The following is a 26,558-nucleotide window of genomic DNA, read 5'->3' as shown; positions in this document are numbered from 1 at the left end:
GACGACCGTGAGGCGCCGGGGGGCTGCCAATCACGGCTTCCCGACGCCTCACGGCGGTTCTTCACCGCCTCCCTTCCCCACTCCTCCGCCAACATCCTCACGCCGGGAGCCCTGGTGCCATGGGAACCGTCAGCCAGTATTCTGCGACCACCGCCAATGCCCTGCTCGATCTGGTCGACATTGCGGGCGGAGACCTCAGCCAAGCCTATCTCCCGGCGAACCTGAATCTCGTGACCACCTTCGCGAAGGGCTCCGTCACATCGGGCGGAGGTCAGGGATTCCTTGCCACCGGCACGATGGCCGGCATCGACGGACCTGTCGCGGTGCTGGCGGTCGCGGTCAACTGGCCCGCCTTCATCTCCTTCTTCGAGCAATCCCTCCTCACCACCACCACCACGCCGCCCCCCTATCTGAATGTCGGCAGCAACGACTCCCTGATCGCCCAGGGCTATTCGCTGGCCTACAACGCGATCCACACGCAGATCTGGACCGCGATCTCCAAGCTGAAGCTTGTGCCCGGATTCACCTCGAACGTGCCGCTTCTGGTGGTTGGCATGGGTCCGGCCGGGCCGCTGGCCCAGCTGGCCGCACTCGATCTGCGGCCCGGACAGACCGGTCCGGACGGCAGCGGCGGCTCCATGACCAGCCCGGTCGGCGCGGCCGGCTGCTATTCCTTCTCCACCCCGGCCTATGGCAACACCTCCTATGCGGCGGCGGTCACGGCGGCGCTGGGGTCGGTCTTCCTGTGCAATCTCAACGGCATCGACTTCTATCCGTCGATTGCCGGGGCCCCCACAGATTTCGCCTTCAGCGGTGCGGCACAGACGCTGACTGCGTCGGTCCCCACTTCGGACGTGCCCTGGCTGGAGCGAACGCCGGCCTTCTACCAGACCGCATACGGCGCGCCGCAGCCGCAGCTGCCCGGCGGCGGAACGGTGACGCCGGTTCCCGGCTACAGCGGCGACCTCGCCTACACGCTGGCTCTGCTGACGACGGCGACCTATGGGCGCTTCCAGCATCCGGACCTGTCGCAGCCGCTGCCGTCCGGCTACACGCGGGCGGCCGATGTCGTGGTCAACGGCGTCACCTGGGCGTCGATCTACAGCTCCGGCGACCGCACGGTGGTGGCATCGCGCGGCGCCTGCTCGTGGATCGAGCTTCTGGCCTTCATGGGCAACGAGTCCTTGCTGCCGCTGCCCTGGTTCACCTCCGGCGGCCGCATCCTGCAGGGGCTGTACGCCTTCTATCCAAGCTATGCGACGGCGCTGTTCACCGCCCTGTCGGCGGTTCCCGGCGTGGCGGGCAAGCCGCTGGTATTCGCCGGCCATGACTTCGGCGGCGCCCTGGCCGCGCTCGCCGCCTACAATCTGGCGCTGGTTCCCTACAGCGGCATCCCCTCCGCGACCGCCGTCTATGGCTTCGGCACCGTCCGTTTCGGCGACTACGCCTTCCAGAGCGCCTACCAGACGGCGCTTGGCGGCGTCAGCTATCAGCTCCTGCTGCCGAACGACGTGATCGCGGCCAATCAGGGAATGTCGGTGATGGCTCCGCTGCCGACAACCATGCGGCTTTCCGGTGGAATGCTGAGCCCGGTCAACAGCACCACCGGCCATGCGCTCGCCCTTTACACCTCGCTGCTGAACCCCCAGGCGTCGGCGAGCGCGCAATCCCTCGTTGCCATGCGGCCCGCCGCCGGATCGCGGGCCGCATTGACGGCGAACGCGCGCCGACTCGGCCTGCTCGCCGCCACCGCCGCGCCACGCATCGTCGCAGCGACCGAGCCCGAGCTGACGCCCTTCCTTTCCCGGATGGTGGAATTCTACGGACTCAATCCCGGGCATCTCGCCGGTCCGGTCCTCGACACCGCCGATCACCAGGGCCGCATCGTCCTGTCCGCCGACCCGAGGGTCAGCGCGCTCGCCCCGGCGCAGGTTTTCGCCGGAGGAAGCCGGGTTTTCGCCACCAACACGATCATGGTCCGAACCGGCCAGACCCTGCATATCGGCTCGCCCGACAGCCAGCCCCTTCGCCTGATCGCAGGCTCCATCCTGCTGGAACCGGGTGCGACCCTGTCGGTCGAAAGCACGGCACATCTTACCGTCGGCTCCATGACCTCCATGGCGGCGAGCGCCACCGATACCCCCAATATCATCGTGCAGGGAGCCAACGGAGCCGGTGGTGCCGCGGGATGGCCGGGCGCGACAGGTGCTTCGGGTGCTCCCGGTTATCCAGGCGGGAACGGGGGAACGGGGGCAAGCGGGACGTGGGGGGCCAACGGGGCCATGCCGTCAGCCTTTACCTTCTTCGTCGGCAACATCAGCGGCACTTTCGTCACCCGTGTAACCGGCGGACAGGGCGGAAGCGGCGGTCAGGGCGGGAATGGAGGTGCCGGCGGTAACGGCGGCTCCGGTGCCGCGGGCGGCCAGGGTGGTAACGGCGGCGCTGGCGGCCAGGGTGGCAACGGCGCCAACGGCACGACGATCCTCATCCGGTATGACACCATGGATCCGGGAACCACCGTCGTGTTCCAGGATTTCGGCGGGCTGCGGGGACCCGGGGGCGGAGGTGGCAAAGGCGGGGCGGGCGGCGCCGGGCAGCCTCCCGGCACATCGGGCAATCCGGGCAATCCGGGCCAGCAGGGGCAACCCGGCAAACCCTCGACCCTGCAATTCGTCCCCAACTCCTGACGGCCGGTGCGGAACGCTGCCATGCCCACCAAGACCCTGCCCGACAAGGCCGAGGCGTCCACACCTGTGCCCGACGCGACCGCCGTGGTCTCCAGCTGGCCCAGGCCGGCGAGGAACCGGGTGATCGATCCCTTCAATCCGCCATTGCCCCGCTACTCCGGGCCGCAGACCGTCGCCCATGAGGAGATGCCTGCGGACGCCCGCGCCTTCGTGGACCGCCAGCTGTCCTTCCACGGCATCGACCCGGAAAGCTTCCGACGGCGTTGGCTCGACAGCGCCCGGCACGGACAGGCCATCCGGATTTCCTGGGTGCCCGAACGCTCCTTCGTCGAACCGGCGCAGACCTTCCGCCACACCTGGGTGCGCTATGCGCTGGACAGCATCATCCTGCGCCCCGGCGCCGAGCTGACGCTGGAAACGCCGTTCGGCGACCCGGTGGAGCTGTATGTGCATCGGCTGACGCTGATGGAGGGCGCGCGGCTGGTGGTGCCGGGCGGAGCGGCCCGGCTGGTGGTCGGGCAACTGGTCGGCGCGCGGCCGGAGACGGCGGGCGGCGTCGATCCGGCGACGCTGCTGCTGGTCAGCGCCGACGGCCGCGACGGCGACCCCGGTGCACGCGGCGGTGCCGGTCCGACCGGCAGCCTGGACCTGCCAGACGGCGGAGGGGGCAGCGGCGGGCATGCCGGCGAACCGGGGTTGAACGGCATGCCGCTGCGGGACATGGCGGTCACCATCCACACGGTGACCGGCCGCTCCCGGTTGCTGGTGCGGCCGGGCCGCGGCGGCAGTGGCGGCGGCGGCGGCGGCGGCGGGTCGGGGGCCTGCGGCCATGCCGTCGCTCTCTACCGCATGGGCCGGGGCGGCGACGGCGGCCATGGCGGCGACGGCGGCGACGGCGGGGCCGGCGGCGATGCCGGCCTGCTGCGGCTCGACGTGCATGTCCGTCAGCCGGGGTCCGCCTTCGACCTCGACGTCGCGGACGGCTCCCCCGGCGCCGGCGGCACGGGGGGAGCCGGCGGAGCCGGGGGGATCGGCCTTCCCGATGGACTGATAGGACATGCCGGACGCGACGGAGCGCCGGGCCGGCCGGGCCGGCCGGCGCTGGTGCAATGGCTTCGCACAGGGGAGTGACACCCGTGACCATAGAGCCCGAGACCACAGAGACCGCGCGCACCGGGATCGTTCCGGCGCGCTCCACTGCGTTGCGGGGAGCCGCCGCCGCGGATCTTCTGGCCGCGGATCTTCTGGCCGTCGACCTGACCAGCGCGACAAGCCCCATCCTGATCGAGGCGGTGGGCGTCGAGGCGCCGGCCATCCAGCTTGCGGTCGCCTGCGGGCTGCTGCTGCCGGTGGATGGGCAGGAGGGCGTCTACCAGCTCAACCCGGACTGGTTCACCGACCCGGTGGGCAAGACCGGCCAGGGCATGAGCGAGAACGCCGTCACGCTGGCCCTGGTGATCGCCCAGCTGATCGGCCAAGCCTCGGGCAGTTCGCTCGGCATCCCGGTGCGGGAGCCGGGGGCGCTGGGAACATGGTATCCGATCAACAAGCCCGGCACCGACACGCCGAGCGGCCTCTATCTGGCGACCCAGCCGGTCTCGACCGACAGCAACGGCAGCGGCGAACCGCCGACGGTGTTCGGTTTCGGCGTCATGTACACCACCACGGTGACGCTGGGGACGACTGAGAAGGCGGAGCTGGATCTGGTGGCCGACGGCCCGTCCAGCATCGACCTGAAGGTCTGGGGCATGGTGCCGGTCGCCCTGCTCGGCAACGGCGGCGTCGAGGTGGTGGTCGGGCAGGCCGGCCATCCCTTCACGATGGGCTTCGAGGTCACCGGCAGCGACGGGCCGCTGATCGACGCGGCCGGCTTCTCCTTCACCGGCGTGCGCCTGTCGGTCGGTCTGTCGCCTGCGACCGACCCGGCGGTGAACGTCTCGCTGGTCATCACGCAGCTGACCCTGCCCACCGCGCCGGGTGCCCGCGACTTCACGCTGGCCGACCTGCAGGCGATCAGCGGTGCCGAGATCCTGGCGACAGCCGCGGCGCTGGCGGTGACGGCGCTGGGCAAGCTGGTCGGCGACCAGCCGTCTCTGTCCTACCTGCTGCCGGCGCTGGGGCTGGGAGCCAGCGTGCCGGGTGTCGACGGCGTGCTGCTGCCGATCCTGCGCTGGGACAGCTTCATCGCCCTGGCTGTGAGCGGCGGCGACGTGGCACGGCCCTTCGTCGACTGGTTCACCGCGCTTGCCACCGACGGGCCGACCCTGTCCGCCTGGATGAAGGCGGTGGGCGGGGCCGTCGGCGGGCTGACCGGCAGTGACGCCACGGTGTCGGGGAGCGGAACGCGCGACGATCCCTTCGCCGTGCCTGTCCTGAGCGTGAGCGGCGTCGGCACCCTGCGGCTGACCGCAGGCACCGGAACCGATACGGCCGGGCTGCGCCATTTCTATCCCGGTCTGGCCTTCGCCTCCACGGCGCTGGTGCTGGGCAGCTCCAGCGCCGCGGTGACCGGCAGCGCCGGGCTGGAAATCCTCGATTTCACCCTTGCCACCGGCGGCGGGGTACAGGGCGTCGCCCCCGGCCGCTTCAAGGCCGGCATCCTGCTGGCCAACAAGGACATCGCCCAGCCGCTCTACAGCGGGACCATCCTCGGCGGCACCTACAGCTTCGGCGCGCTGGCCGGCGGCATGTCGGTCATCGTCGCCGATGGCGGCGCCACCGTTCAGCCCGCCTTTTCACTGCTGTCGGTGACGACGCCCAACGGCAGCTATCCCACCATCGACCTGACCCAGCCCGGCGACCTCGTCGCGGCGGCCGAGGCCGAGCTGAACGCCGCCATCGGCGATGCCTTCAACGCGCTGTTCGGTCTGGGCGCCGACAGCGAGGTCGGGCCGTCGCTCGCGGCGCTGCTCGGCGTCGCCCCGCCGCCGGGGGCCACCGCCTGGCCATCGTCGCTGACGCCGCCCTTCAGCCTGTCCGGCCTGCCCGATTCCATCCAGTTTCCCGTCGAGGCGCTGAGCCGCTATTGGGCGGCGCTGATCCGCGGCGACGTCCAGGTCGACGACAAGCTGCCCTTCTATTTCATGGTCGAAGCCCTGGGCACCGTCCTGCGGCAGGTCGGCGGCGGCAGCGGCGGCGTGACCGGGTCCGGGACCAACAGCGATCCCTGGAGCATGACTCTGGGTCCGACGGGAAGTCCGGCCGCGCTGGTGGCCTACATCGCCGATGCCCAGATTTCCAGCGGTGCAGCCAAGCGGCTGGTGCTGGGCCTCGGCGTCGGGGCAACGCTGCCGATCGCCGGCAACACGCTGGACCTCGCCTTCCGCATCGAGGCGCTGGGGCTCGACGCCGGTGCTTCCGCCGGCCGGGGCATCCAGTCGGCGCAGATCCTGCCGGGCATCGGCGTCTACGGCGCACTGCCGTCCGGCGTCTCGACGCCCACGGTGGCGGGAGCCTCGCTGCAGATCGACAAGGGCGGGCTGTCGCTCTACTGGAGCCCCTACGACGGCTGGCACTGGTCGATGTCGGTGGCGGCCCCGACCCTGGTGGTCGACGGCGTGCCCGAGCCGGTCGGCAGCGACATGAACTATTCCGACGCCACCGCGCTGTCGCAGCTGGTCACCGATCAGGCCGCCACCTTCGGTGCCATCCTGACCGGGGTGCTGGGCGTGGCGCTCTACCGCGCGCAGCGCCGCGGCGGGCTGGCGCTCGACGGCTGGCTGGGGCTGCTGCCCAACCTCGGCCCCTTCATGCCGCAGGGCATCGACTGGCCCGAAGGCATGCCGGTGCTAGCCCCCACCAGCTTCACCGATCCCATTGCCCAGGTCCGGGCCCAGCTGAAGTCGGTGCTGTCCACCCCGGAGCGCGCCGCCGCGGTGCTGGGCCTGCTGGGCTGGGCGATCGACGGCACGGCGGAAACCGCGGCACCCGTCGCCGGCACGGGCACCCAGCTGGATCCCTACCGGGTGCCGCTCGACGTGCCGTGGAACCTGCAAGGCACGCTGTGGCAGGATTCCGGCCAGACCATGGCGGTTCCCGGACTGTCGACGCTGCTGTCCTATACGGCGGGTGACATCACCGCGGTCACCAGCGTGCGGCTGGACCCGATGGGCATCTCCTGGAGCACCGGCGAGCCGGTCTCCGCGTCCGGCGTTCCCGGCCTGTCGGTGCAGACCGTGCTGAGCGGTGCCGGCGGCACCCTGGTTACGGTCGGCGGCGTCGCCGTCGAGAGCGTGACGCTGGGCGTCGTGCTGACGATGGACCTGTCGGGCGGAACGGCGAGCTTCGCCGCAACCCCGGTTCTGGCGGCGAAGCAGACCGACGGCACGGTGACGGTGCTGGACGGTACGCTCGATCCGTCGTCCAACAGCGCCCTGCTGGCGGTCGTCAACGCCGCCATCGGCGTGGCCGCCGCGGCCTTCAAGGGCGACGATACCTTCCAGCTGGTCTACGGCGTCCTCGCCGACCTGGGGCTGGCGGTGCCCGCAGCCAGCGCCGACGGTCCCTACGGCATCGACCCCGGCGGCTTCACGGCGCTGGCGTCCAACCCTCTGGGCTTCCTGACCGACCGGCTGATGGCGGCGCTGGCCGATGCGACGGTGCAGCCGCGGCTGTTCCAGGCCATCGACGCAACGCTGTGCTTCTCGCTGCCGGAGATGCCGGAGCCGCTGCTGGCGATGCTGGCCGGGCTCGGGCTGGTGACCGACGCGGATCACGGCTATGCCGCCAATGCCGAAGCGATACTGGCGGTCGCCCGCGCCCCCGCCACCGAGCTGTCGCAGCGCCTGACCGCCCTGCTGTCCGATCCGGATGCCCGCTCGTCGGTGATCGCGGCGATGACGCACGGCTCGCAGAGCTTCCCCGTCGGCCCCTGCACCCTGACCACGGCCAATGGCCGGATCATGACGCTGACGCTGCCGCGCGGCGGCTTCACGGTGGGCTCGTTCCTCGACCCGTCGCTGACCGTGCGTGTCGATCTGCAGACCGGCGCGATCACCGCCACGCTGGACTGCTTCCTGCCCGATGCGGGGTTCAGCGTCCTGTCCACATTGACCTACACGGTCGGCGGCAGTGCGCCCGCGTGACGGTCTCCCTGGTCTGGGGCGACGGTTCGGTCCCGCAGCCCACGCCGCTGGTGATCTGGCCCTTCAACCAGAGCGCCTTCATCGATCAGCTCGCCGCCATCGGTCCGGCCTATGTGCTGGCGACCTTCGTGGCCGAGGTGGTCGACGACATGCTGCTCGCCAAATATCCGCTGGCGTGCAGTCTGTTCCAGGCGTTCGGATTGGCGGATCCCGATCCGGACACCGGCGTCTGGCAGATGAAGTCGGCGCTCGGGCTGTTCGAGAACCCGGTGGACTGGCTTCTGTCGGACGCGGTGGTCGGCAGCGACGGGCTGCTGAACATCGCGCAGATCCAGAAGGTGCTGGGCAGTCTGCCGTCCGGGAGCGCGGGAGGGCTGACCCTGGCGCAGGCGACCAACGGCGTGCTGCTGTCCGGCCTGCCTTATGGGCTGCAGGTTGCGGTGACCGCGGACCCGGCGACCGGTCTGTTCACGGTGGCTCCGGCCCTGAGCGAGGCGATGCCGCTGCTGGCCGGGGCAGAGTTGCAGTCGATGGGCTTCGGCCTGTCGCTGACCGCCAACTACCAGCCGGGCTTGAGCGGCAGCGGCCGGCTGACCGCCGCCATCCCCGGCCTGGACCAGCCGCTGTTTCTGCAGGGCGGCTACGACAAGGGCTTCACGCTGACGGTCGGCGAGGAGGGCGACGGCAAGCCGGTGCTCGATCTCGTGCCGTTCGGCGGCTGGCAGACCTTCGTCCTCCAGGTCGCCGCCGAAGTGGCGCAGACGCTGTTGCAGACGCTGACCCAGCAACTGCTCGACCAGCTCGCCGCCGAGGGCGACACGACGCTGACGCAGTTCGTCACGGCGCTGCGCAGCACCGCGGCCTCGCTGGACATCAACGCTCTGGTGCAGTCCCTCATCGCGGCACAGCCCGACGCGGCGGCGCTGGAAGCGGCGGCGCTGGCATGGCTGCGCGAAAGATTGCAGCCGGAGCAGGCGGCCGCCACCGCATCCGCCGTCGCCAGCCTGCTGCAGCTGGCGCTGAGCGGCGTGTCGAGCGACGGCGGCCTCCTGGTCTATGCGCCGTCCAAATCGGTGCCGGTCACCGTCATGGCCGGCGTGCGCACCGTGGGCACCGAGACGCTCGTCGGCATCTGGGCGACCCTGTCGATCACCGCCGCGGACAGCGTGGTGGTGGCGCTGACCCCGACCGGCGTCGGCGTGCCGCTGACCGGCACGCCCGAGGCGCGCATTCAGTTCGGCCTGTCGGCCCAGGCCATCATCGCGCTCGACCAGGGGCCGGGCCTGACGGTGACCTACGACAGCGCCGGCGGCGGCGTCGCGGCGGCGGTCGACCCCCTGATGAAGGCCGGCGTCTCCAGCAGCCTGAACGCCGAACTGCTGCCGTTGCCGTTCGGCGTGGCGACTGGCGACGGATATGCCGGCCGGCTGGAGGCGGCGCTGGCCGTCTGGCTGGAGGGGGTGATGGTGCAGGCGCTGCCGCGCTACGTCTCGGTGGTGGTTCTGAACACCCGGACGGTGGTCAGCTGGCTGAACGCACCGCTGTTCACCGGCTCGACCCTGACGGCGGGACAGGTGCTCACCGCCTCGCAGCTTCTGGTGACCGAGTGCGGCGCCTATGCGCTGAACGATCTGGCGGCGCTGCAATCGCTCGGCGTCGAGGGCTTCCTGGCCGGCTTCCTCAAGGCGCTGACCCAGACGCAGATTCAGGTGCTGTCCTTCCCCGACGGCGGCGGCATCTGGCTGGAGCCCGGACCGGACGGCAGCTATGGCGTGCGCTTTGCCGCCACCGGCCTGTCTTTGAAGCAGGTGCCCTATCTGGTCTTCCAACTGGGCGCCACCGACACCGAATGGATCGCGCTGACCGGTGCGGACCCGTCGCAGTACCAACCCGGTGTCGCGGCCTATCTGCCGGTCGACGGGCTGATCCCCGACTTCACCGCGGTCAAGTTGCGCCTGATCAACATCGGGCGTCGATTTCCAGGGCAAGGCGGGCACGCCGCTGGTCGATTTCAGCCGCTTCCAGCTGGCCAAGATCAAGCCGCGCGGCCTGCTGACCTTCGACTTCGCGCAGTCCAACCCCATCACCGCCTATGGCGGCGGCGTCGATGTCGAGGATATCGCCATTTCGCTGGCCCCCGACACGCTGACGCCTGGCGCCAACACCAACCCGGTCGCCCAGAATCTGTTGGGTTCGGGCGACGCCACCTCGGCCGGCAATCCGGCCGCGAATCCTGGCTTCTCGATGCGCGCCGGCTGGATGTCCGGCCATGACCTGGGCGTCGACCTGTATGACAGCAGCGGCAGCAGCCAGACGCGCATCTGGCTGCCGGTGCAGCGCAGCTTCGGCCCGGTCCATGCCAACAAGGTCGGCATCGGCTGGGACAACCCGACGAAGATCGGCAGCGTACTGTTCGACGGCGGCCTGACGCTGGCGGGGCTGGACGTCGAACTGATCGACCTGTCGGTGAGCGTCAACGTCACCCAGATCACCGACTACAGCCAGTACAGCCTGGATCTGGCCGGCCTGTCGGTGTCCTTCAGCGGCGGCTCGGTCAGCGTGTCCGGCGGGCTGCTGAAGCAGAACGACCCGCTGCGCTACGACGGCCAGCTTCTGGTCAAGGCGGGCAGCTTCTCGCTCTACGCCGTCGGCTCCTTCGCGCTTATTCCGGTCGATCCGGACAAGCCCGACGGCGACAAGGCGGTGTCCTTCTTCGTCTTCCTGAACCTGAACGCGCCGCTGGGCGGCGTGCCGGCCTTCTTCGTCAACGGCGTGGCCGGCGGCTTCTCGGTCAACCGCAACATCATCGTTCCCGATGCCGGGAACATCATGTCCTTCCCGCTGATCCAGGGCGCCATTTCCCAGGCGACCTTCGGCAGCGATCCGACGCCGGCCAGCGCACTCGCCGTGCTGTCGCAGGACGTCTATCCGCAGATCGGCAGCTATTGGATCGCCGCCGGCCTGAAATTCTCCAGCTTCCAGATCCTCGACGTCTTCGCCATGCTGCTGGTGAAGTTCGGGCGCGAGTTCGAGATCGACGTCATCGGCGTCGCCACCGCCACCCTGCCGCCGCAGGTCTCGCCCTCCTCGGCGCTGGCCTACATCGAGCTGGCGCTGGTCGCCTCGTTCAAGCCGGACGAGGGCGAGATCTCGGTTACCGCCCAGCTGACCCCCAGCTCGTTCCTGCTGGCGAAGAACTGCAAGCTGACCGGCGGCTTCGCCGCGAAATTCTGGTTCGGCTCGAACCCCTATGCCGGCGATTTCGTCATCACGCTGGGCGGCTACAACCCGTCCTTCCAGCCGCCGGACCATTACCCCAACGTGCCGCGCCTGGGCTTCGACTGGCCGGTGCTGAGCACCTCGGCCATGACGGTCGGCGTGTCGGGCGGCACCTATTTCGCCCTGACGCCGTCGATGATCATGGCCGGCGGCTATCTCAAGGCCCTGTTCAAGGCCGGGCCGCTCAAGGCCTGGTTCAACGCCGGGGCCGACTTCCTGATCGCCTGGCAACCCTTCTACTACTATGCCGGGGTGCAGGTGTCGGTCGGCGTGTCCTTCGGCTTCGAGGTCGCCGGGGTCAAGGTGACGCTGACCGCCGAGCTGGGGGGCCGGGCTGGAGCTGTGGGGTCCGCCCACCGCCGGCAAGGTCAAGGTCAGCTGGTACGTCATCTCCTTCACCATCCCCTTCGGCAACCAGGATCAGGATCTGTCCAGCACCCAGCCGCTGACCTGGGAGGAGTTCGAGGCGCGCATGCTGCCGCAGCCGGACTCGCAGGCGGCTCCCCTGGCCACCGCCCGGACGGCGTCGATGATGCTGGCGGCGGAGGGGGTGGACACCTCCTCCGGCAACACGGACGGAGCGGACGCCACCCAGGTGGTCGTCAACATCCAGGTCAGCAGCGGTCTGCTGAGCGAAACCGGGGAATTCGGGCCGACGGTCCAGTCCGCCCCCTTCGCCATCGACGTGCGGTCGGTGATGCCGGCCTCCACCGTCACCGTGGCGGAGTCCAGCTATCAGGCCTCCAGCCCGTCGCTGGGCATCCCGCCGATGGATCTGCCGGACATCGCGACCGGGATGGCCGTCACGCTGGAATCGCAGGACGATCAGGGGGCATGGACCACCCTGTCCATCGACCGGCCCGGCCTGACGCCCGCAACCCTGTCCGGCGGCGCGGCGGCGGCGATGTGGTCGACGCAGGCCTTCGACCCGGTGGGCAAGCCGTCCTCCGACTTCATCGCCGGTGCTGCCTTCGGCATGACCCTGGCCGCCACCGGCGATCACGTGGTCGATACGCTGGAGCCGATGGATCTGCTCACGTCCTTCGGTTACGAGCAGGCCGACCCGCTGCCGCTGCCCTTCGCCGTCACCCCGGTCTACACCGCACCGGCGGCGCTGCCGCAGGACGACCGCTTCGCCGTCCTGATGGGAAGCATCATGGCGCCCACGCCCTCGACGCTGCGCAGCCAGGTGATGCAGGCGCTGGAGGATGCGCAGGTCGCGGTCATCGTCGACCAGAACCTGTCGGTGATGGCCAGCTTTGCCGACCAGATCTTCCAGGCCGCCCCCAGCCTCGCCGAGCTTGGCTTCGACCTTGCGACCTCCGGTCCGCAGACGCTGACGGCGCCGCAGCCCAAGCGCTCTGCCAGCACCGCGGCGGTGGAGGCCCCCCTCGCCCCGCGGCTGCTGGGTTCCTCCCAGGCCTACGCGCTGGCGGCTCCTGTGCCACGGGGTATCCAGCTGGCCGGTGGGGCAGCTGTCGGGGCGGCCGGCGGTGCCGCTCGCAAGGGATCGGTCCTGCTGCCGGCGCCGCAGGTGGTGATGCGCTGGGCCGACGCCAACGTCCGCCCGACGCGCGGCGGTGCCCGGACGCTTGCCGGCGCAGGGTCCGCACCGTCCGCGATCGAGGCCGGCCTGAGCCTGCAGCCGGGATCCGTCGCGGTGTTCGATGCAGGACGGGGCGCCGGAGCGCCGATGCTGGAATTGCAGGGCGGAACCCCGGTGATGGTCCACGCCTTCGACAAGGCCGGCCGCATCCTGTCCAGCCGCCTGGTCTCGCCGGCCGGCAGCGGCGCCGAGCCTCTGCCCGCCCCTTTGCCCGCCGACACCGCCCAGGTGACGCTGGTCGGAGTGGAAGGTGACCAAACGGCGCCGGTCGCCGGTTGGAACCGGCACAGCACGCTGGTCCAGGTCGGCCGCTACACCCTGCTCGGCAGCGGCTGCACCGTGCGGCCCCAGGCCGGACCGCGCCCGCAGCGGGGTTTGCGCGATGGCGATGCCGCGCCCATCGCGGCCCGCGGACCGGTGGAAGGTGCGGCGATGCTGAACCGCAACCGCGTCCAGACCGGCGTCGGCCGCACCGCGCCGGGCTGGGTGGAGACGGTCTTCAGCCATACCGTCGGAACCGTCGCGGTGGTGCTGGACCGCTCGGCGGACGCCGATGCGGTGACGGTGAAGATCGCTGCCACCGGCTCCCCCTGGACGGTCGATTACGGCGTCGCCGCGACCCCGGCGGTTCGGATCGCGGCCGGCGACGGCACCATCCTGCTCTACGACGCCGCGGCGTTCGCCTCGGTGGCCGCCTCGGTGGCAGATGACGGGGAACGGCATGCCGTCCTGGTGCGCGGCGTCGAGGGTCTGGCCGGCGTCTACGGGCTTGCCGGCACACCGGCCGAGGTGGAGGCCGGCTGGGACGGGCTGTCACTCCCGGTGCTGGGACGCAGCGTGGCGCCGCGTCGGGCCCTGGGACCGGCCGCGGCGGCGAAGTCCGCCGGCGGCCGGCGGAACGGCGGCCCGACCGTGTTGCGGTTCGTCCGCAGCAACGCGGCATAGGGGTGCGGGCACCCCCTCCCCGACCGGGTGGGGGCGATTGGCAGGAAAGGTTCGTGAGGAAGGGGATCCCACCATGTCGAACGCGATCGCGCTGGCCGGTGACGGCGACGCGCTGCAACCCGGACAGATCCGTTTCAGCGAAGCGGCTCTGCCGCCGCTGCCCGCCGGGACCTATCGGCTGAGCGCCACCCAGACCGTGGATGGCATCAAGGATCAGGACACGCCCCCCACCTACACGGCGGTGCAGACGCTGCAGATCCAGGGGCCGCGCTTCGCCTTGGCCCCCGGCGACCTGCAGTCGGTGATGCCGCCGGCCAACCAGACGGGCTCCTGGGAGAACACGCTGCCCAATGTGGTGCTGCGCCGGCGCACGCTGCCGTGGGAACGCACGCTGGACGGCAGCGTCCCGCCCGCGGACAGCGTCCCGGCCCCCTGGATCGGCCTGCTCACGGTGACCGCCACGGAACTGGGCGGCGAGGCCGGCGCTGTCGCGGCACCCTCGCCCGTGCACAGCGGAACGGTGTCCGATCTGGTCCAGCCGACGGACCCGGCAGTGCTGGGACCGCAGCTGTCGGGCGTCTCGCCGGCCGACATGCAGACGGGGCTGCTCCTGCTGGATTTGCCGGTGACGCTGTTCCAGTCGGTGGCCCCGACGGTGGCCGACCTGTCCTGGCTGGCCCATGTGCGCGAGGTCAACACCGATCACAAGGAGATCCTGGGGCTCGACGAGGATGGCACCTTCTCTATCGTCGTCGGCAACCGGACGATCCAGCCGGGGGCGGTGAACTACCTGTTCCTGGTCTCGCTGGAAGGTCACCAGGACCAACTGGCCGGCAGCACCATTCCCTCCTCCTACACCACCATCCGCTTCGCGTCGCTGGCGTGGTGGAAGGTGCAGGCCGATGTCTCCAAGGGCGACTTCATCGAGATCATGCAGGCCCTGCCCGAAAATGGCGGCGTGGATCTTGTGCAGCTGCCCCACCTGCCGATCCCGGCCTCCGGCAACGGCTCTGCGGCCTCCGACGATCCGTCCGCCATCGCCGCCATGGGGCTCGGGATGGGCTATGTGCCGCTGACCTACCGCATGCGGGTGGGCGAACAGGCGACGGCCTGGTATCGCGGCCCGGCCAGTGCGGTGCCCACCAAGGCCGACGGGTTGGGACCGTTCGTCTTCAGCGATCAGGCGATCCGCTACGACCCGACCACGGCGCTGTTCGACGTGTCGCAGGCCGCCGCCTGGCAGATCGGCCGGCTGCTCGCCCTGTCGGACTCCACCTTCGCCCGCTTGATGTTCCTGTGGCGCAAGGAATTCCACCAAGCGGTCGCCGCCAATGTGGTGCTCGGGCAGGTTGCCGGCGCGCTGCCGGTCACGGCGGAGACGATGCGCGCTCTGCCGGCCGCCGGGCCGGGGAGCGGCGGGCGCACGCTGGCCCTCTCGCACCAAACCGCCGCCGTGGCGCTGGCCGAGGCGTTCGCCGGGCTGGCGGGGCGGGAGGCGGCGGTTCCCGCCGCCGATGGCGGAACCCTGTCCGGTATTCCCCGCCGGATCCGCCGCGAGGACCGGCCGCCGGTCGCGGCTGCTCCCGGCCTGAGGATAACCGGCCTGAGGACCGCCGCTGCCGCGGGTACCGCGACGGACGCCGCCGATCCGCTGGAGGCGCTGCTCGACCATGTTTTCGGCCCTTCCGCGGAGTGATCGTCATGGACCGTGCCATCAGCAACCGCGCCGCCACCCTGCAGGCGCTCATCGACACGGCGACCGCCCCGGCGCTGGCCGCGCTGCGGACCGGCCCGGCGCACGCCCGCGTCGCCCTGCCGGCCGCCATCGCTCCCGCGGCCTCCGGCGCGGCGGCCTCTCAGCCTCCCGTCGAACTGCCGGACCCGCCTCCCGCGGTCATCGACTGGCTGGCCCGTGCGGCGCTGCTCTACGGCGTGCCGTTCGAGTACATCACGCCCGACGGGCGGATGCTGCCCAAGGAATCGATCCGCTTCTTCTACATCGACCTCAACTGGATCCACCGGCTGCTTGAGGGCGCGGTGAGCATCGGGCTGTCGACCAGCGCAGATTCCGTGCAGATGATGGCGACCATCGAACAGCTGGTCGATCAGGCGCTGTCGCACACCTCGACGGTGCGTCCGACCCTGCGCGCCAAGGCGACCAGCGGCCACAGCCGCGCCGGTGCCGCGCTGAAGGCGGCCGCGGCCCAATCCAGTGCTGCGGGCGGAACGGCGACCGGCCCCATCACCGGGCTGCTGATCCGTTCGGCCGCCGTTTCCGGCTGGCCGGGGGTGGAGGTCAGCGCCTATGCCGACGATGCCGCCACCTTGAAGCTGCCGCTTCTGCGGCTCGACCGCCTGTCGGACGATGTGCTGATCGCTCTGTTCGACGGGCTGCCCCGGGTGGTGGACTTCCTCCAGCCGCCGGAAAGCCTGCATTTCGGCGTCCGCCCGACCACCGCTTTCGCCAGCAGCTACATGAGCTTCCTGCGTGGCCTGGGCTATGGCGGCTATCCCGCCGGTCAGCAGATTCAGGGACAGCAGGCGGCTGTTTCCATGCGGAGCGGTGCTGCGGCCGGCGTGCTCGACGTCGCCGCCTCGGCCGCCTCGCTCGAAGCGGCCATGCAGACTCTGGGCGCGCTTGATAGCGCCAACACCTTCACCGCAGCCGAGTTCGCCGTGCAGATGGTGCGGGCGGCCGGCATGCAGTCCTTCCAGTGGGGCGTCAGCGCCCCGACCGGCCAACGGGGCGTCAGCGCCCCCACGGGAACCACCGCCCCCGCCGTGGGCCGGATCGCGGGTTGATCGGAGCGCAGACCATGACGGATACCCAGCCCAACACCGCCGCGCCCTCTGCTGCGCCCTCTGCCGCGTCCGCCGCCTCGCCCGCCGCCTCGCCCATCGTCGACCCGCTGTGGCCCGGCCCCTGCCTGTTCGTGCCGATCAGCATCGAATGCCTGCTGGTCGGCGTTCCCAACCAGCAGGGCAGCTGGGCCGACCTCGCCATCGACTACCGCAAGGTTCCGGCGAACGTCGATCCGGAGCCGCAGCCTTTCCAGCTCCGTCCCGCCAACGACCCGCCCGGCACCGGCGCCCATCTGCAGGCCACGCTGCCGATGGGCTACCGCCAGGGGCAGCAACAGCCCGACGGATCGGTCCTCTTCCCGCCGATCCCGAACCGCTGGCTGGTGGCCCGCTCCGTGGTGACGACACCCGGCACCGCTCCGGTGTTCACCGTATGGGTGCTCCAGGGCGATTTTCTGGGCGACATGGGGGAGGGCAGCAACACCTATCCCGACCCCACCCAGACCGGCAACACCCAATGGGTCGGCCGCGCCTTCACCTTCGACGCCTGGACCAACCCGGCCGGTCCGGCGCAACCGCTGCTGCGGTCGGTCGGACCGGGCTGCGTCAGCTGGGTGGTCACCTACGACAACACCCTGAATGTGCTGAGCTTCTACGACAGCCTGTCGGACGTGTCCTCGGGCACAGTCACCTACGCCATGCTGGGCTGGTACAGCCCTTCGGACTTCGATCCGCTGCTGGGCGTCACCGACGCCGACCCGCAGGGTTTCACCACCCAGGACGAGTGGCAGTCGATCCTGAACACGCTGCTGCTCAATGTGCATGGCGAGTCGGGGTTGGCGGCTGCAGAAGCGGCCTGGCAGGCCTGGCAGGCCGCGAATCCGATCAGCGGGGGGGCGTCCATCCCGGCGATCCAGATGCAGCTCGCCAGCCAGACGCTGTGCCACGGCATGGTGTTCGGCATGACGTGGAGCGGCCCGCAGCAGAGCTACCCGCGCGACCCGGTGCTGAATGGCCAGAATCCGGTGTCGGTTGCCGTCGGCGGCACCGGTGTCGAGGCGATCGCCGCCTGGATGGCCAGTGTACTGAACCAGCCTGATCTGGAGGACCTGATCCTCGCCGTGCAGCAGGATCTGGTGTTCGACTATCTCCAGCAACCGTCGGTGTTCGCCACCAGGACGCTGGAGGCGCGCTTCGCCAAGGCCGATGGCGGCACCGTCTGGCTGGTGGCGCGGCCCGACTACGATCCCTCCGATCGCGGCCGGACCCTGCAGACGGTGGACCTGTCGCCCGCCCAGACCCAGGCGCTGACCGCGCTCAATGACGATCAGGCGGCACTCGACGGAACCAGCCAGCTGATCGCCTCGAATGTCTGGCAGCTCTTCGCGCTGGTCTACAAGCTAGCGCAGCTCGGCCCCTTTTCGCCGGATACCCAGAAGGTCCAGGACGCCATCGACGCCGTCATGGCCACCCTGACGACGCTCGACGCCCAGCGCACCACCCAAGCCGCCGCCGTCGAAACTGACAAAACAGCGCTGTTGAGCCTGCTCGGCAATGAATTCGTGTTGTCCAGCAACGGAAACACGCGGTTCCACGCCCCGGCGGCGGCGGCGGTCATGGTGGCCGGCGCCAAACAAGACACCCGCCTGCTGCCTCCCGGAACCGATGGTGGACCCGAGGACAGCCTGTTCAGCCGCTTCACCGGCCAGACGGTATCGGCGCTGACGGTGGTCGAACCGGTCGGCGGCACCACCCAGACCATCGATGCCAGCGACCTGACCAGCCGCGTCCCCACCCTGCCGCCGGCCAATTCCGGCGTGCCGAAGGAGATGACCGACTATCTGGTCGAGGTGATGCTGTTCGACACTGCGAACGCGCGCTTCCTGGCCGCCATCGCCTACGAGAAGGCCGGGATCACGCCGACATCTGCGCAGCTGGACACGCTGGCCGCGACCATCGCTGCCCAGCAGACGGCACCGTGGAATGCCACCCCCGACACCCCGTATAACGAAGAGACGGTGGGGGCCGCCGTCGGCTTCACCGGCGTCGTGCCGCTGAAGCGGTCGGTGTTGCCCTGGTCGCCTCCCTGGACGCCGCTCTACATCGATTGGCAGGTTACCTGGTATCCCACCGCGGACGCCGCCGCCGGCATGCTCGATGGCTGGACGCTGGAGGGATTCGACTACAGCTGGACGGGCACCGCCATTGGCACCGCGAGCGAGGTCATCAGCGGCCGGTCGCTGGTGGGCACCCAGATCGCTGCCGGGCTGGCGGAGAAGCTGAACGATCTGGTCACGCTCAATCCCAATTTCGACGAGTTGCCGCAGTACCAGCAGGACGCCCTGACCCAGGCCGCCGCCGACATCGCGGAGTACGACATCGTCACCGAGGCGCTGAGCGGCTTCGGCGGCTTCATGCTGATGCAGCAGGGCCAGATGACGGAGCTGACCAGCGACGACCCGGCGGTCGAGAGCTGGCTGGAGCTGGCGCCGTCCGTCGTGCCGTTGCCGGGCAGCGGCACCGACGGCAGTGCGCCGGCCTTCTACCCGGTGCGGTCCGGCCATTACGTCATCAACCAGCTCTGGGTGGTGGACGCCTTCGGACAGATCCTGCGCACCACCAATGCCGGCCAGGACGTGTTGCCGATCCGCTCCAAGAGCGTCACCACCCCCGACGCCGGCGGCCAGGACAACAAGCGCTTCGTCCAGGTGGCTCCGCGCATCCAGCAGCCGGCCCGCGTGGCGCTGACCCTGCTGGACGCCGAGGATGACTCCATTCCGACCAACTCGTCCAATTTGACCAGCCCGGTCGCCGGCTGGCTGCTGCCCAACCATCTGGATAACAGCGTGCAGGTGTTCGCCGCCGACGGGACGCCGCTGGGCGAGATCCTGCCGGTGGAGACCGACAACGGCCGCGGCATCCGCTGGGATCCGGCGCCGGGGCTGAACCTGCCGCTTGGTTCGCCGCCGGCCATCGGCAACGCTCATCTTCTCGGTTTCGTGGAAGGGCTGCTGGCTCAGGGACCGATCTCCGGCGATCAGGCGCTGCAGGATCTGCTGGACGTCATCGATGTCACGCTGTGGCGCACCACCCCGACGCCGCAGCCGAACGGCGACAATCTTGCGGTGCTGATCGGTCAGCCGGTGGCCGTGGTGCGGGCGGACATCGCCCTCAATCTCGACGGCGATCCGGCCTACGACCAGTCCTGGGCAACCACCGGCCAGAACGATGACGGCGGCGTCACCGCCATGTCCTTCCCCGTCTATGTCGGCGACATCGCCTATGACGGCAATGGCGCGCTCGGCTTCTTCCTCGACGACGATTACTCGCTGCTGAATCCGCTACGCGGCTTCGACACCGCCTTCGGCACCGTGCGCCGCGCCTTGTCGTCGCGAACCGGCAACCCGCGCAGCAACCTCGGCAAGGCGATGGCGCGGCTGCCGACCCTGCTGGCGGCGGGCAGCCCGGCCACGACGTCGGGCTATCTGAACCCCGACCCGTCCTTCACCCTGTTGCCCGACGGACCGGTCCACCGGCTGACGGTGCTGATGGATCCGCGCGGTTCCATCCCCGCCGTCTCGGGCATCCTGCCGGTGGAGACGGTCTCGCTGCCGCCAGGGGTCGTTTCGGCGATGAACACCCTGCTGGCCACCTTCCGCGTCGGCCCGCTGCTGATCGATCCGCGCGAGGTGCAGATGCCGCTGCCCGGCAACGTCTCCGGCACATGGTCGTGGATCGCAAGAACCGGCGTCACCGTATGGGAGACGGTTGCGAACCTGAAAAGCAGCCAGCCCCAGGCGCTTCTGCCGACGGCCATACCGGCGGCGCGCGAAGGCTGGCTGGGGCTGGTGCCCACCCCCTCCAGCGGCTCCTCCAACTGCCCCTCCACAACGACCCGAACCGTCGCCAACCAGAAACTCGCCCACATGCAGTTCCACGAGAGGTACAAAGCCATGGCAGCGGCCCCGACAGCGACCACGCCGCCCTATTACCAATACCGGTTCGACCCCAACAGCCTGATCATCGGCGCGACGACCGCGCCGACGCTGACCATCACCAATCCCAACGCGACGTCCGCGCTGACGGGCACCCAGACCATCTACGTCAAGATTCCGGTGGGCACCGGCGCTGACGCCATCGCCACCGGCCTGGGTGGGGTTTCGGTGACCACCAGCACGCCGGCGTGGCTGGCCCTGACCTACTTCAGCACCAATCCGCCCTACATCAAGCTGACCGGCCCGGCCCTGGCGGCGGGAGCCAGCCTGTCGGTCTACCTTAACAATCTGGTGGTCGACGATACGGTCGGCACCGCCGCCTTCCCGGTTCAAGAGAGCTTTACCGGAGGCGGCACCACGGCCGTCACCATCGTCAAAACCAACCAGCCGCTGGCGATCCAGCAATTCTACGCCAACCCGATCACCGTCGCGCAGGGCCAGTCGACGACGCTGAACTGGACCGTTTCGGGCGGCAGCTACGTGCTGATCCAGCCCGGCAACATCAAGCGCCCGGTGCAGGGCAGCAGCTTCACCGACAGTCTGCAGATGCCGGTGTCGCAAGCGCAGACGATCTACACGCTCCAGCTCTACACCGACGACCGCCAGTTCAAGCAAGCCGTCACGACCGCCTATCTCGGACCGGTCAGCGCCACGCTGTCCTGCGATCCGAGCGGCCCGATCGACACCGACGCCAGCGCGGTGTTGAGCTGGAGCAGCACCTACGCCGTCACCCCGCTCTATCTGTCCACCCCCAACGGCGCGCAACGCGTGGGCGCCCAGGGGCAGCAGCCCGTAGTTCCCGGCAGCTATCTCAGCGGCAACCAGTCCAGCGTGACCTTCTCCCTGCAGGCGCTGGGCTATCAGGGGCCGGTCAACCGAACGGCGGCGGTCACCTTCAATCCGGTGCGGATCCGCTGGTTCCGTTACACCGACTCCACACTGACCCAGGTCACCTACAATGTGGCCAATCCAGCTCCCGGATCGCCGACCGTGAGCACCAGCGGACAGGACTACACGCTGACCGCCTATGGCCCAGGCGCCGGAAGCGGGCCGCTGCTTGCCCATCTCGGTCCGGGACCGTACCTCCAGGTCCAGCTCTTCAGCGCGACGCCGAGTCCGGCAGCCCCCGGCGCCAGCGTGACGGTCAGCTACCAGACATTGAACGCAACCTCGGCGACCCTGGCAATCGGCAACCAATCCGCGATATCCGTGCCGCTGGACGCGACAAAACAGACGGGACAAACCACCATTACCGCGCCATCGGCATCAACCGTGCTAACATTGACCATCACCGGTAACGGACAGGCACCGGTGTCCAGCGAGCTGGAGCTGCCGGTCACCACCGGCTGACCCGGCTCGCGCGACCGCCGTCCCGATACCCAACTGCCATCAACCGAAGGAACGCCGATGCCCGACTCCACCCCCTTCGCCGACAGCCCGGTCTGGGGCGGCATCAAGGACTGTATCGTCAAGGTCGTGCCCAGCCTGCGCGAGGCCGAGTTCACTCCCGACACCCGCTTCGACCGGCTGGGATTGGCATCGATCCAGGTCATCACCATCACGTTCGAGATCGAGGAACTGTTCGGTATCGGCATCGTCGACGACGGGCTGGATGTCTTCGAGACCTGCGGCGAGCTGGAGGTGCTGGTCCGGCGTCTGGCCGCCGCCAGAGAGGTGACGGCATGACAGGCGGTCGGTACCGGCGCCCCGACGGCTCGCACCGGGTGGTGGTGACCGGGCTGGGTGCCGTCACCGGCTTCGGTGTCGGCCTTCCCGCCTTCTGGCAGGGCGTGACCGAGGCGCGCACGGCCATCCAGCCCACCCGCCGGACCTTCGAGGGGATGGAGGTCATCCGTCCGGCCGCGACCGTCGCCGGCTACCGGCCGCTGGATTATTTCAGCGAGGCGCAGCTGCTGACCTGCGAGCCCTTCGTGCAGTATGCGTTGCTGGCCGCACAGGAGGCCATTGCCGGAGCCGGCCTGACCTCCGCCGACCTGACCGATGCGGCCATCGTGCTCGGCTGCGGCGGCGGCGGCGAGATCTCGCGCGAAGAGACGGCCATCCATCTGTTCGGCAACCGCCGCCCGCGCGCCCATCCGACCACGGTGCCGCGCACCAACCACCAGGCCGCCTGCGGCATGATCGCGATCGAGCACGGCATCCTCGGGCCGTCCTTCGTCATCGCCACCGGCTGCGCCTCGGGGTCGCACGCCATCTCGCAGGCGGCGATGATGGTGCGTCACGGCTATGTCGAACGCGCGCTGACCGGCGGAACCGAGGCCAACGTCATCTATGCGGTGATGCGCGCATTCGACGCCGCCCGGACGATCGCCTCCGACACCTGCCGTCCTTTCTCCCATGGCCGCTCCGGGCTGGCGCTGGGCGAAGGCTCCGGCATTCTGGTCATCGAGACGCTGGAATCCGCCGACAGGCGCGGCGCCCCGGTGCTGGCGGAGATCGCCGGCTTCGGCATGTCGAGCGACGCCACCGACACCGTGCAGCCGACGATGCGCGGCCCAGCCCGGGCCGTGATGCATGCCCTGGCCGACGCCGGGCTGGCCACCGATCAGATCGGCTATCTCAATGCCCACGGCACCGGGACTCCGCTGAACGACCGGGTGGAAACGGAAGTGGCCCATGCGGTGTTCGGTCCCCATGCGGCGCGGCTGATGATGTCCTCCACCAAATCGCAGATCGGGCACACCTTCGGCGCCGCCGGTGCGCTGGAGCTGATCGCCACCATCCTCGGCATGGCCCGCGGCGTGGTGCCACCGACCGTCAACCATCTGGGATCCGATCCCGACTGCGACATCGACTGCGTTCCGAACGAGGCACGCGCCCGTCGCTTCCACGCGGCGGTCTCGCAATCCTTCGCGTTCGGCGGCGTCAATGCGGCCATTGCCGTGCGGGCGGTGTGAGGCGGCGATGGAGGGGCTTCTGAACTGGCTCGACCATGGAGGGGGCGCAGGCGACCCGCTGTGGCATTTTCCCGCCGAAGGGATGGATCGGCGGCTTTCGGAGTTGCGGACCCGCTCCGTCGCCATGGCTGCCGGTTTGGCGGCACGCGGCATCCGGCCGGGCGACCGCGTGGTGACGCTGCTCGACACCGGCTCGGCCGCGATCTGCCTGCTGCTGGCCCTGTGGCAACTGCAAGCCGTGCCGGTGCCGCTGCGGCCCTGGTCGGGTACGGCCCTTGGTTCGGCGGACAGCACCGATCAGGCGGGCAGCTTCCTTCGCTTCCTGCAGGAAGTGACGCGGCGAAGCGATGCACGGCTGGTGGTGACCGACCGTCCCGCCGCTGTTCCGCAGCTCGAACCGCTGCTGACCACGGTGGCGGCGCTCGAGGCGCCGCTGGAGCGGTTGCCCGTGACCGTCGGCGATGGCAATGGCGGTGGCGACGGCAGCGCCGATGGGCTGGCGCTGATCCAGTTCAGTTCGGGCAGCACCGGGCAGCCGAAGGGCGTGATGGTCACCCACGCCATGGTGATGGCGCAGCTCCGCCAGCTCGCCGACAATTATGCAGGTGCCGGCAGAGACCGGCCGCCGCGCTCGATCGCGTCCTGGCTGCCGTTCTATCATGACATGGGGCTGTTCATCGGCATTCTGCTGCCGCTGTTCACCGGGGCCGATGCCATGGTGGCACCCCCCGCTTGGTACATGCGCAATCCGGCACGCTGGTTCGCCGCGATGGCAGCGCGGGGTAGCGACCTGAATTTCTCCACCAGTTCGGTGCTGGCGGCGACGCTGCGCGGGGTGCGCCGTCTGCATGGCCGCGGCTGCGATCTGTCGGCGCTGATCCTCTATATCGCCGCCGAAAAGATCAGCCCAGCGGTGCTGGACGAGGCGGCAGCCGTCCTGACGCCGCTGGGGATGCCGTCATCGCAGCTGCGCGCCGGATACGGTATGGCGGAATACGCGCTGGGCTGCACCCATACCCATGACCCGGGGCTCCGCCGGCTGCGCGTGCGCATCGCTCCAGGGGGCCGTGTGCTTGCCGACGACGACGGCGAGTCGGTGGAACTCGTCTCGGTCGGCAGGCCAAACGACGCATGCGACCTCGTCGTGCGCGACGAGGTGGGGCGTCCTCTCGGCGAGATGATGCTGGGCGAGATCACGGTCGCCGGCCCCTGCCTCACCCCCGGCTACTGGCGGGACGACGCGATGACGCAGCGGGTCCTCGGCCGGGGATGGATGCGCTCCGGCGATCTCGGCTTCCTGCAAGGTGGGGAGCTGTTCTTCGTCGCCCGCAAGGACGAGATGCTGGTGGTTGGCGGCCGCAACGTCATACCCGCCGATGTCGAACTGGAGGTCGAATCGCTGCCTTTCGTCGGTCCCGGACGCGCGGTGCTGTTCGCCGCAGACGAGCCTGGCGGAACGCGTCAGGTGCTTCTGGTCGAAGGAAACGCCGCATCGCCGCTGCCGGTCGTCAGCGGACGGTTGACGGCGATCAGGCGCTGCATCCTCGACGGCTTCGGCTTCGTGCCGACCGACATCGCCGTCGTGCCGAAGGGAACCATCGAGAAGACCTCCAGCGGCAAAAAGCGCACCGCGGTCATCCGCCGCCGCTGGCAAGCCGGAGCCATCCCGTTGCTGGTCTGACCGGCATTGCGGAGAACTGCTGGATAAGGCTGACAGAATCCGAAAATGGACGGTCAACATGATAGAGGCGCATCGCGCGGACGCCGAGCCGGTCGGGAAAATCGGACAGCTGACCGTAGGCGGCGTAGAAGGGCTGGACCGGATCCGGTTCTACCGTCAGGCACTCGTGGAACAGCAGGTCGTCACCGCGGAACAGTGCTTCCGAGTCAGGCGTGGTGCGGCCATCGCCGGAATAGGCGAAGGCGGCGTTGCCCGTCTCCAGCTGGATGGCGCGGTTGGGCATGGAGTGGCGGGTGAGCGCGGTGCGCAGGCGATAGGGGCCGATCACGCCATCCTCCTGGGTTTCGACCCAGCGCAGGGGAAAGGAGAGACACCGTTCGGGATCGGTGGCGCCGGCCTGGAACAGCAACGCCAGTTGCTTCCACCCGCCGATGGAGGTGAAGATGTCCAGCGGCTTGCTGCGGCGGTCGTCGGTCCAGCGAATCAGCGCCGGCACCAGACCGAAGCAATGGTCGGGATGGTGAACCGGAGAGCTGGACAGCTGGCTGTTGACGGCGGACGGCACCCTCTTGGCGGGCTTCGCCTATGGTCTGAGGCGCGATCTCACCGCGGTACGGGCGGCTGTGTCGAGAGCATGCAGAAGTGTGGGGCGCTCAGGCAGCTTTCACGGTGCCCGGGGCTGAAGAGGCGTTGGCGGCCATGGCCGGGTACCACGCCGTAACGGTGTCGCGCAGGGTGCCGTCGAGGGTCCGGGTGCGGATTTGGACCAGCCGATGGGCGCCGAGCTTGGTCCACTGCATCTGCTGCTTCTTGGCGAAGCGCTTGTTGTCGACCACGACGTTGACGGTGGATTCCACGAAGGCGGTGGAGATCGCCTCGTCGTTGCGCCGACGCTCGCCGCAGTGCAGGATGATGGAGCGGTTGTTCGGGATGTAGGTGGCGAACTCGGTCGTTGCCTTGGCGAAACGGGCCAGGTTGGGGTAGCTGCTCTCCATCTCGGCGAGAACCTCGGCCAAATCCTCGATCCGGGTCAGTGCCTCACGGGCGTCGCCGTGCCACAGCCGCCACTTGATGCGCTCCAGGCGGGTCTGGATCGCCTCCGCCTCCTCGGCGTTGTGATGCGCCAGGCCTTTGGCGTACTGCCCGAGCACCGTCAGTGGCATCGTAACGTGGAACCAGTCGAGGTAGTGCTCGGTGCAGGGTGCGTAGCCGTCCACCAGAGCAGGGAGATTGTCGCCGCCGTCGGTCAGAAGGATCATATCGTGGTTCATCTGCAGGCCCTGGCTGCGCAGCACCTCGAAAATCCGGCACCAGTAGCCGTCGCCAGACCATCGGACTGATGTCCAGGAGGCGGACCTTCACCTGAAGGTCGGCGGTGTAGCCCACCTTTAAACCGGCTGCGCAGACGTCCCGCACCACGAACCGGATCTATGCGACAACGTCGCGCCAAGCCAGTGAAGCTCCGAATATAGCGAACGTATTGCTGATTTTGTACATGTATGCGTATTGTGTTGCTGCCGGAACGCTGCAAACGTGCCACTGGCCTGCTTCGAAACCCAGG

Annotated in this window: 12 protein-coding genes and 3 pseudogenes; 13 read left to right on the top strand and 2 right to left on the bottom strand. The window is 69.5% G+C overall.

The window, feature by feature from the left end:
* Positions 1-119 precede the first annotated feature (119 nt).
* The 13 genes and pseudogenes from F1643_RS24225 (at position 120) to F1643_RS10975 (ending at position 24,997) form a co-directional block, all read left to right on the top strand.
* Complete coding sequence (locus tag F1643_RS24225; protein ID WP_194913183.1) at positions 120-2,687, top strand: hypothetical protein; 2,568 nt, start codon at positions 120-122, stop codon at positions 2,685-2,687.
* 21 nt (positions 2,688-2,708) lie between these two features.
* The gene (locus F1643_RS11020) at positions 2,709-3,818 is read left to right on the top strand and encodes a hypothetical protein (protein ID WP_194913182.1); all 1,110 of its coding nucleotides are present in this window, start codon (positions 2,709-2,711) and stop codon (positions 3,816-3,818) included.
* Positions 3,819-3,823: 5 nt separating this feature from the next.
* Positions 3,824-7,771 (top strand): hypothetical protein, encoded by a 3,948-nt coding sequence (locus F1643_RS11015; protein ID WP_194913181.1) that lies wholly within the window; start codon positions 3,824-3,826, stop codon positions 7,769-7,771.
* On the top strand, positions 7,768-10,044 hold the full coding sequence (locus F1643_RS11010) for a hypothetical protein (RefSeq protein WP_194913179.1): 2,277 nt from the start codon (positions 7,768-7,770) through the stop codon (positions 10,042-10,044). Before F1643_RS11015 ends, F1643_RS11010 begins: the two co-directional genes overlap by 4 nt.
* Positions 10,016-11,344, top strand: a pseudogene (locus F1643_RS24725) (DUF6603 domain-containing protein); the annotation flags it as partial. The gene F1643_RS11010 and the pseudogene F1643_RS24725, both read left to right, overlap by 29 nt.
* Before the next feature lie 40 nt (positions 11,345-11,384).
* A pseudogene (locus F1643_RS24720) lies at positions 11,385-11,513 on the top strand (DUF6603 domain-containing protein); the annotation flags it as partial.
* 9 nt (positions 11,514-11,522) lie between these two features.
* A complete protein-coding gene (locus F1643_RS11005) occupies positions 11,523-13,601 on the top strand; it encodes a hypothetical protein (RefSeq protein ID WP_194913178.1) in 2,079 nt (692 codons plus the stop codon).
* 73 nt (positions 13,602-13,674) lie between these two features.
* The gene (locus tag F1643_RS11000; protein WP_194913177.1) at positions 13,675-15,297 is read left to right on the top strand and encodes a hypothetical protein; all 1,623 of its coding nucleotides are present in this window, start codon (positions 13,675-13,677) and stop codon (positions 15,295-15,297) included.
* A gap of 5 nt (positions 15,298-15,302) precedes the next feature.
* On the top strand, positions 15,303-16,403 hold the full coding sequence (locus tag F1643_RS10995) for a hypothetical protein (protein ID WP_194913175.1): 1,101 nt from the start codon (positions 15,303-15,305) through the stop codon (positions 16,401-16,403).
* 14 nt (positions 16,404-16,417) lie between these two features.
* Positions 16,418-21,748: a hypothetical protein gene (locus F1643_RS10990; RefSeq protein WP_194913174.1), complete on the top strand. Its 5,331-nt coding sequence runs from the start codon at positions 16,418-16,420 to the stop codon at positions 21,746-21,748.
* A 57-nt stretch (positions 21,749-21,805) separates the two neighbouring features.
* Positions 21,806-22,084, top strand: a complete 279-nt coding sequence (locus tag F1643_RS10985) for a phosphopantetheine-binding protein (RefSeq protein WP_194913173.1) — start codon at positions 21,806-21,808, stop codon at positions 22,082-22,084.
* Positions 22,081-23,316 carry a beta-ketoacyl synthase gene (locus F1643_RS10980; protein WP_206692446.1) on the top strand — a complete coding sequence of 412 codons (1,236 nt, stop codon included), beginning with the start codon at positions 22,081-22,083 and terminating at the stop codon, positions 23,314-23,316. Before F1643_RS10985 ends, F1643_RS10980 begins: the two co-directional genes overlap by 4 nt.
* 7 nt (positions 23,317-23,323) lie before the next feature.
* Positions 23,324-24,997, top strand: coding sequence for an AMP-binding protein (locus F1643_RS10975; protein WP_194913172.1), 1,674 nt, complete (start codon positions 23,324-23,326; stop codon positions 24,995-24,997).
* On the opposite strand, the gene F1643_RS10970 is transcribed toward F1643_RS10975, so the two are convergent.
* Together F1643_RS10970 and F1643_RS10965 are read right to left on the bottom strand one after the other, a co-directional pair.
* On the bottom strand, positions 24,951-25,562 hold the full coding sequence (locus tag F1643_RS10970; RefSeq protein WP_194913171.1) for a ribonuclease Z: 612 nt from the start codon (positions 25,560-25,562) through the stop codon (positions 24,951-24,953). The two genes, F1643_RS10975 and F1643_RS10970, sit on opposite strands and share 47 nt — an antisense overlap.
* Before the next feature lie 88 nt (positions 25,563-25,650).
* Positions 25,651-26,304: pseudogene (locus F1643_RS10965) on the bottom strand (ISKra4 family transposase); the annotation flags it as partial.
* Between the last annotated feature and the right edge of the window lie 254 nt (positions 26,305-26,558).

Origin of the sequence: Azospirillum sp. INR13 (assembly GCF_015390205.1) — a bacterium.
In the GTDB taxonomy this organism is placed as follows: domain Bacteria; phylum Pseudomonadota; class Alphaproteobacteria; order Azospirillales; family Azospirillaceae; genus Azospirillum.
The sequence above is the reverse complement of the archived record's forward strand: the minus strand, read 5'-3'. Positions and strand labels throughout refer to the sequence as shown.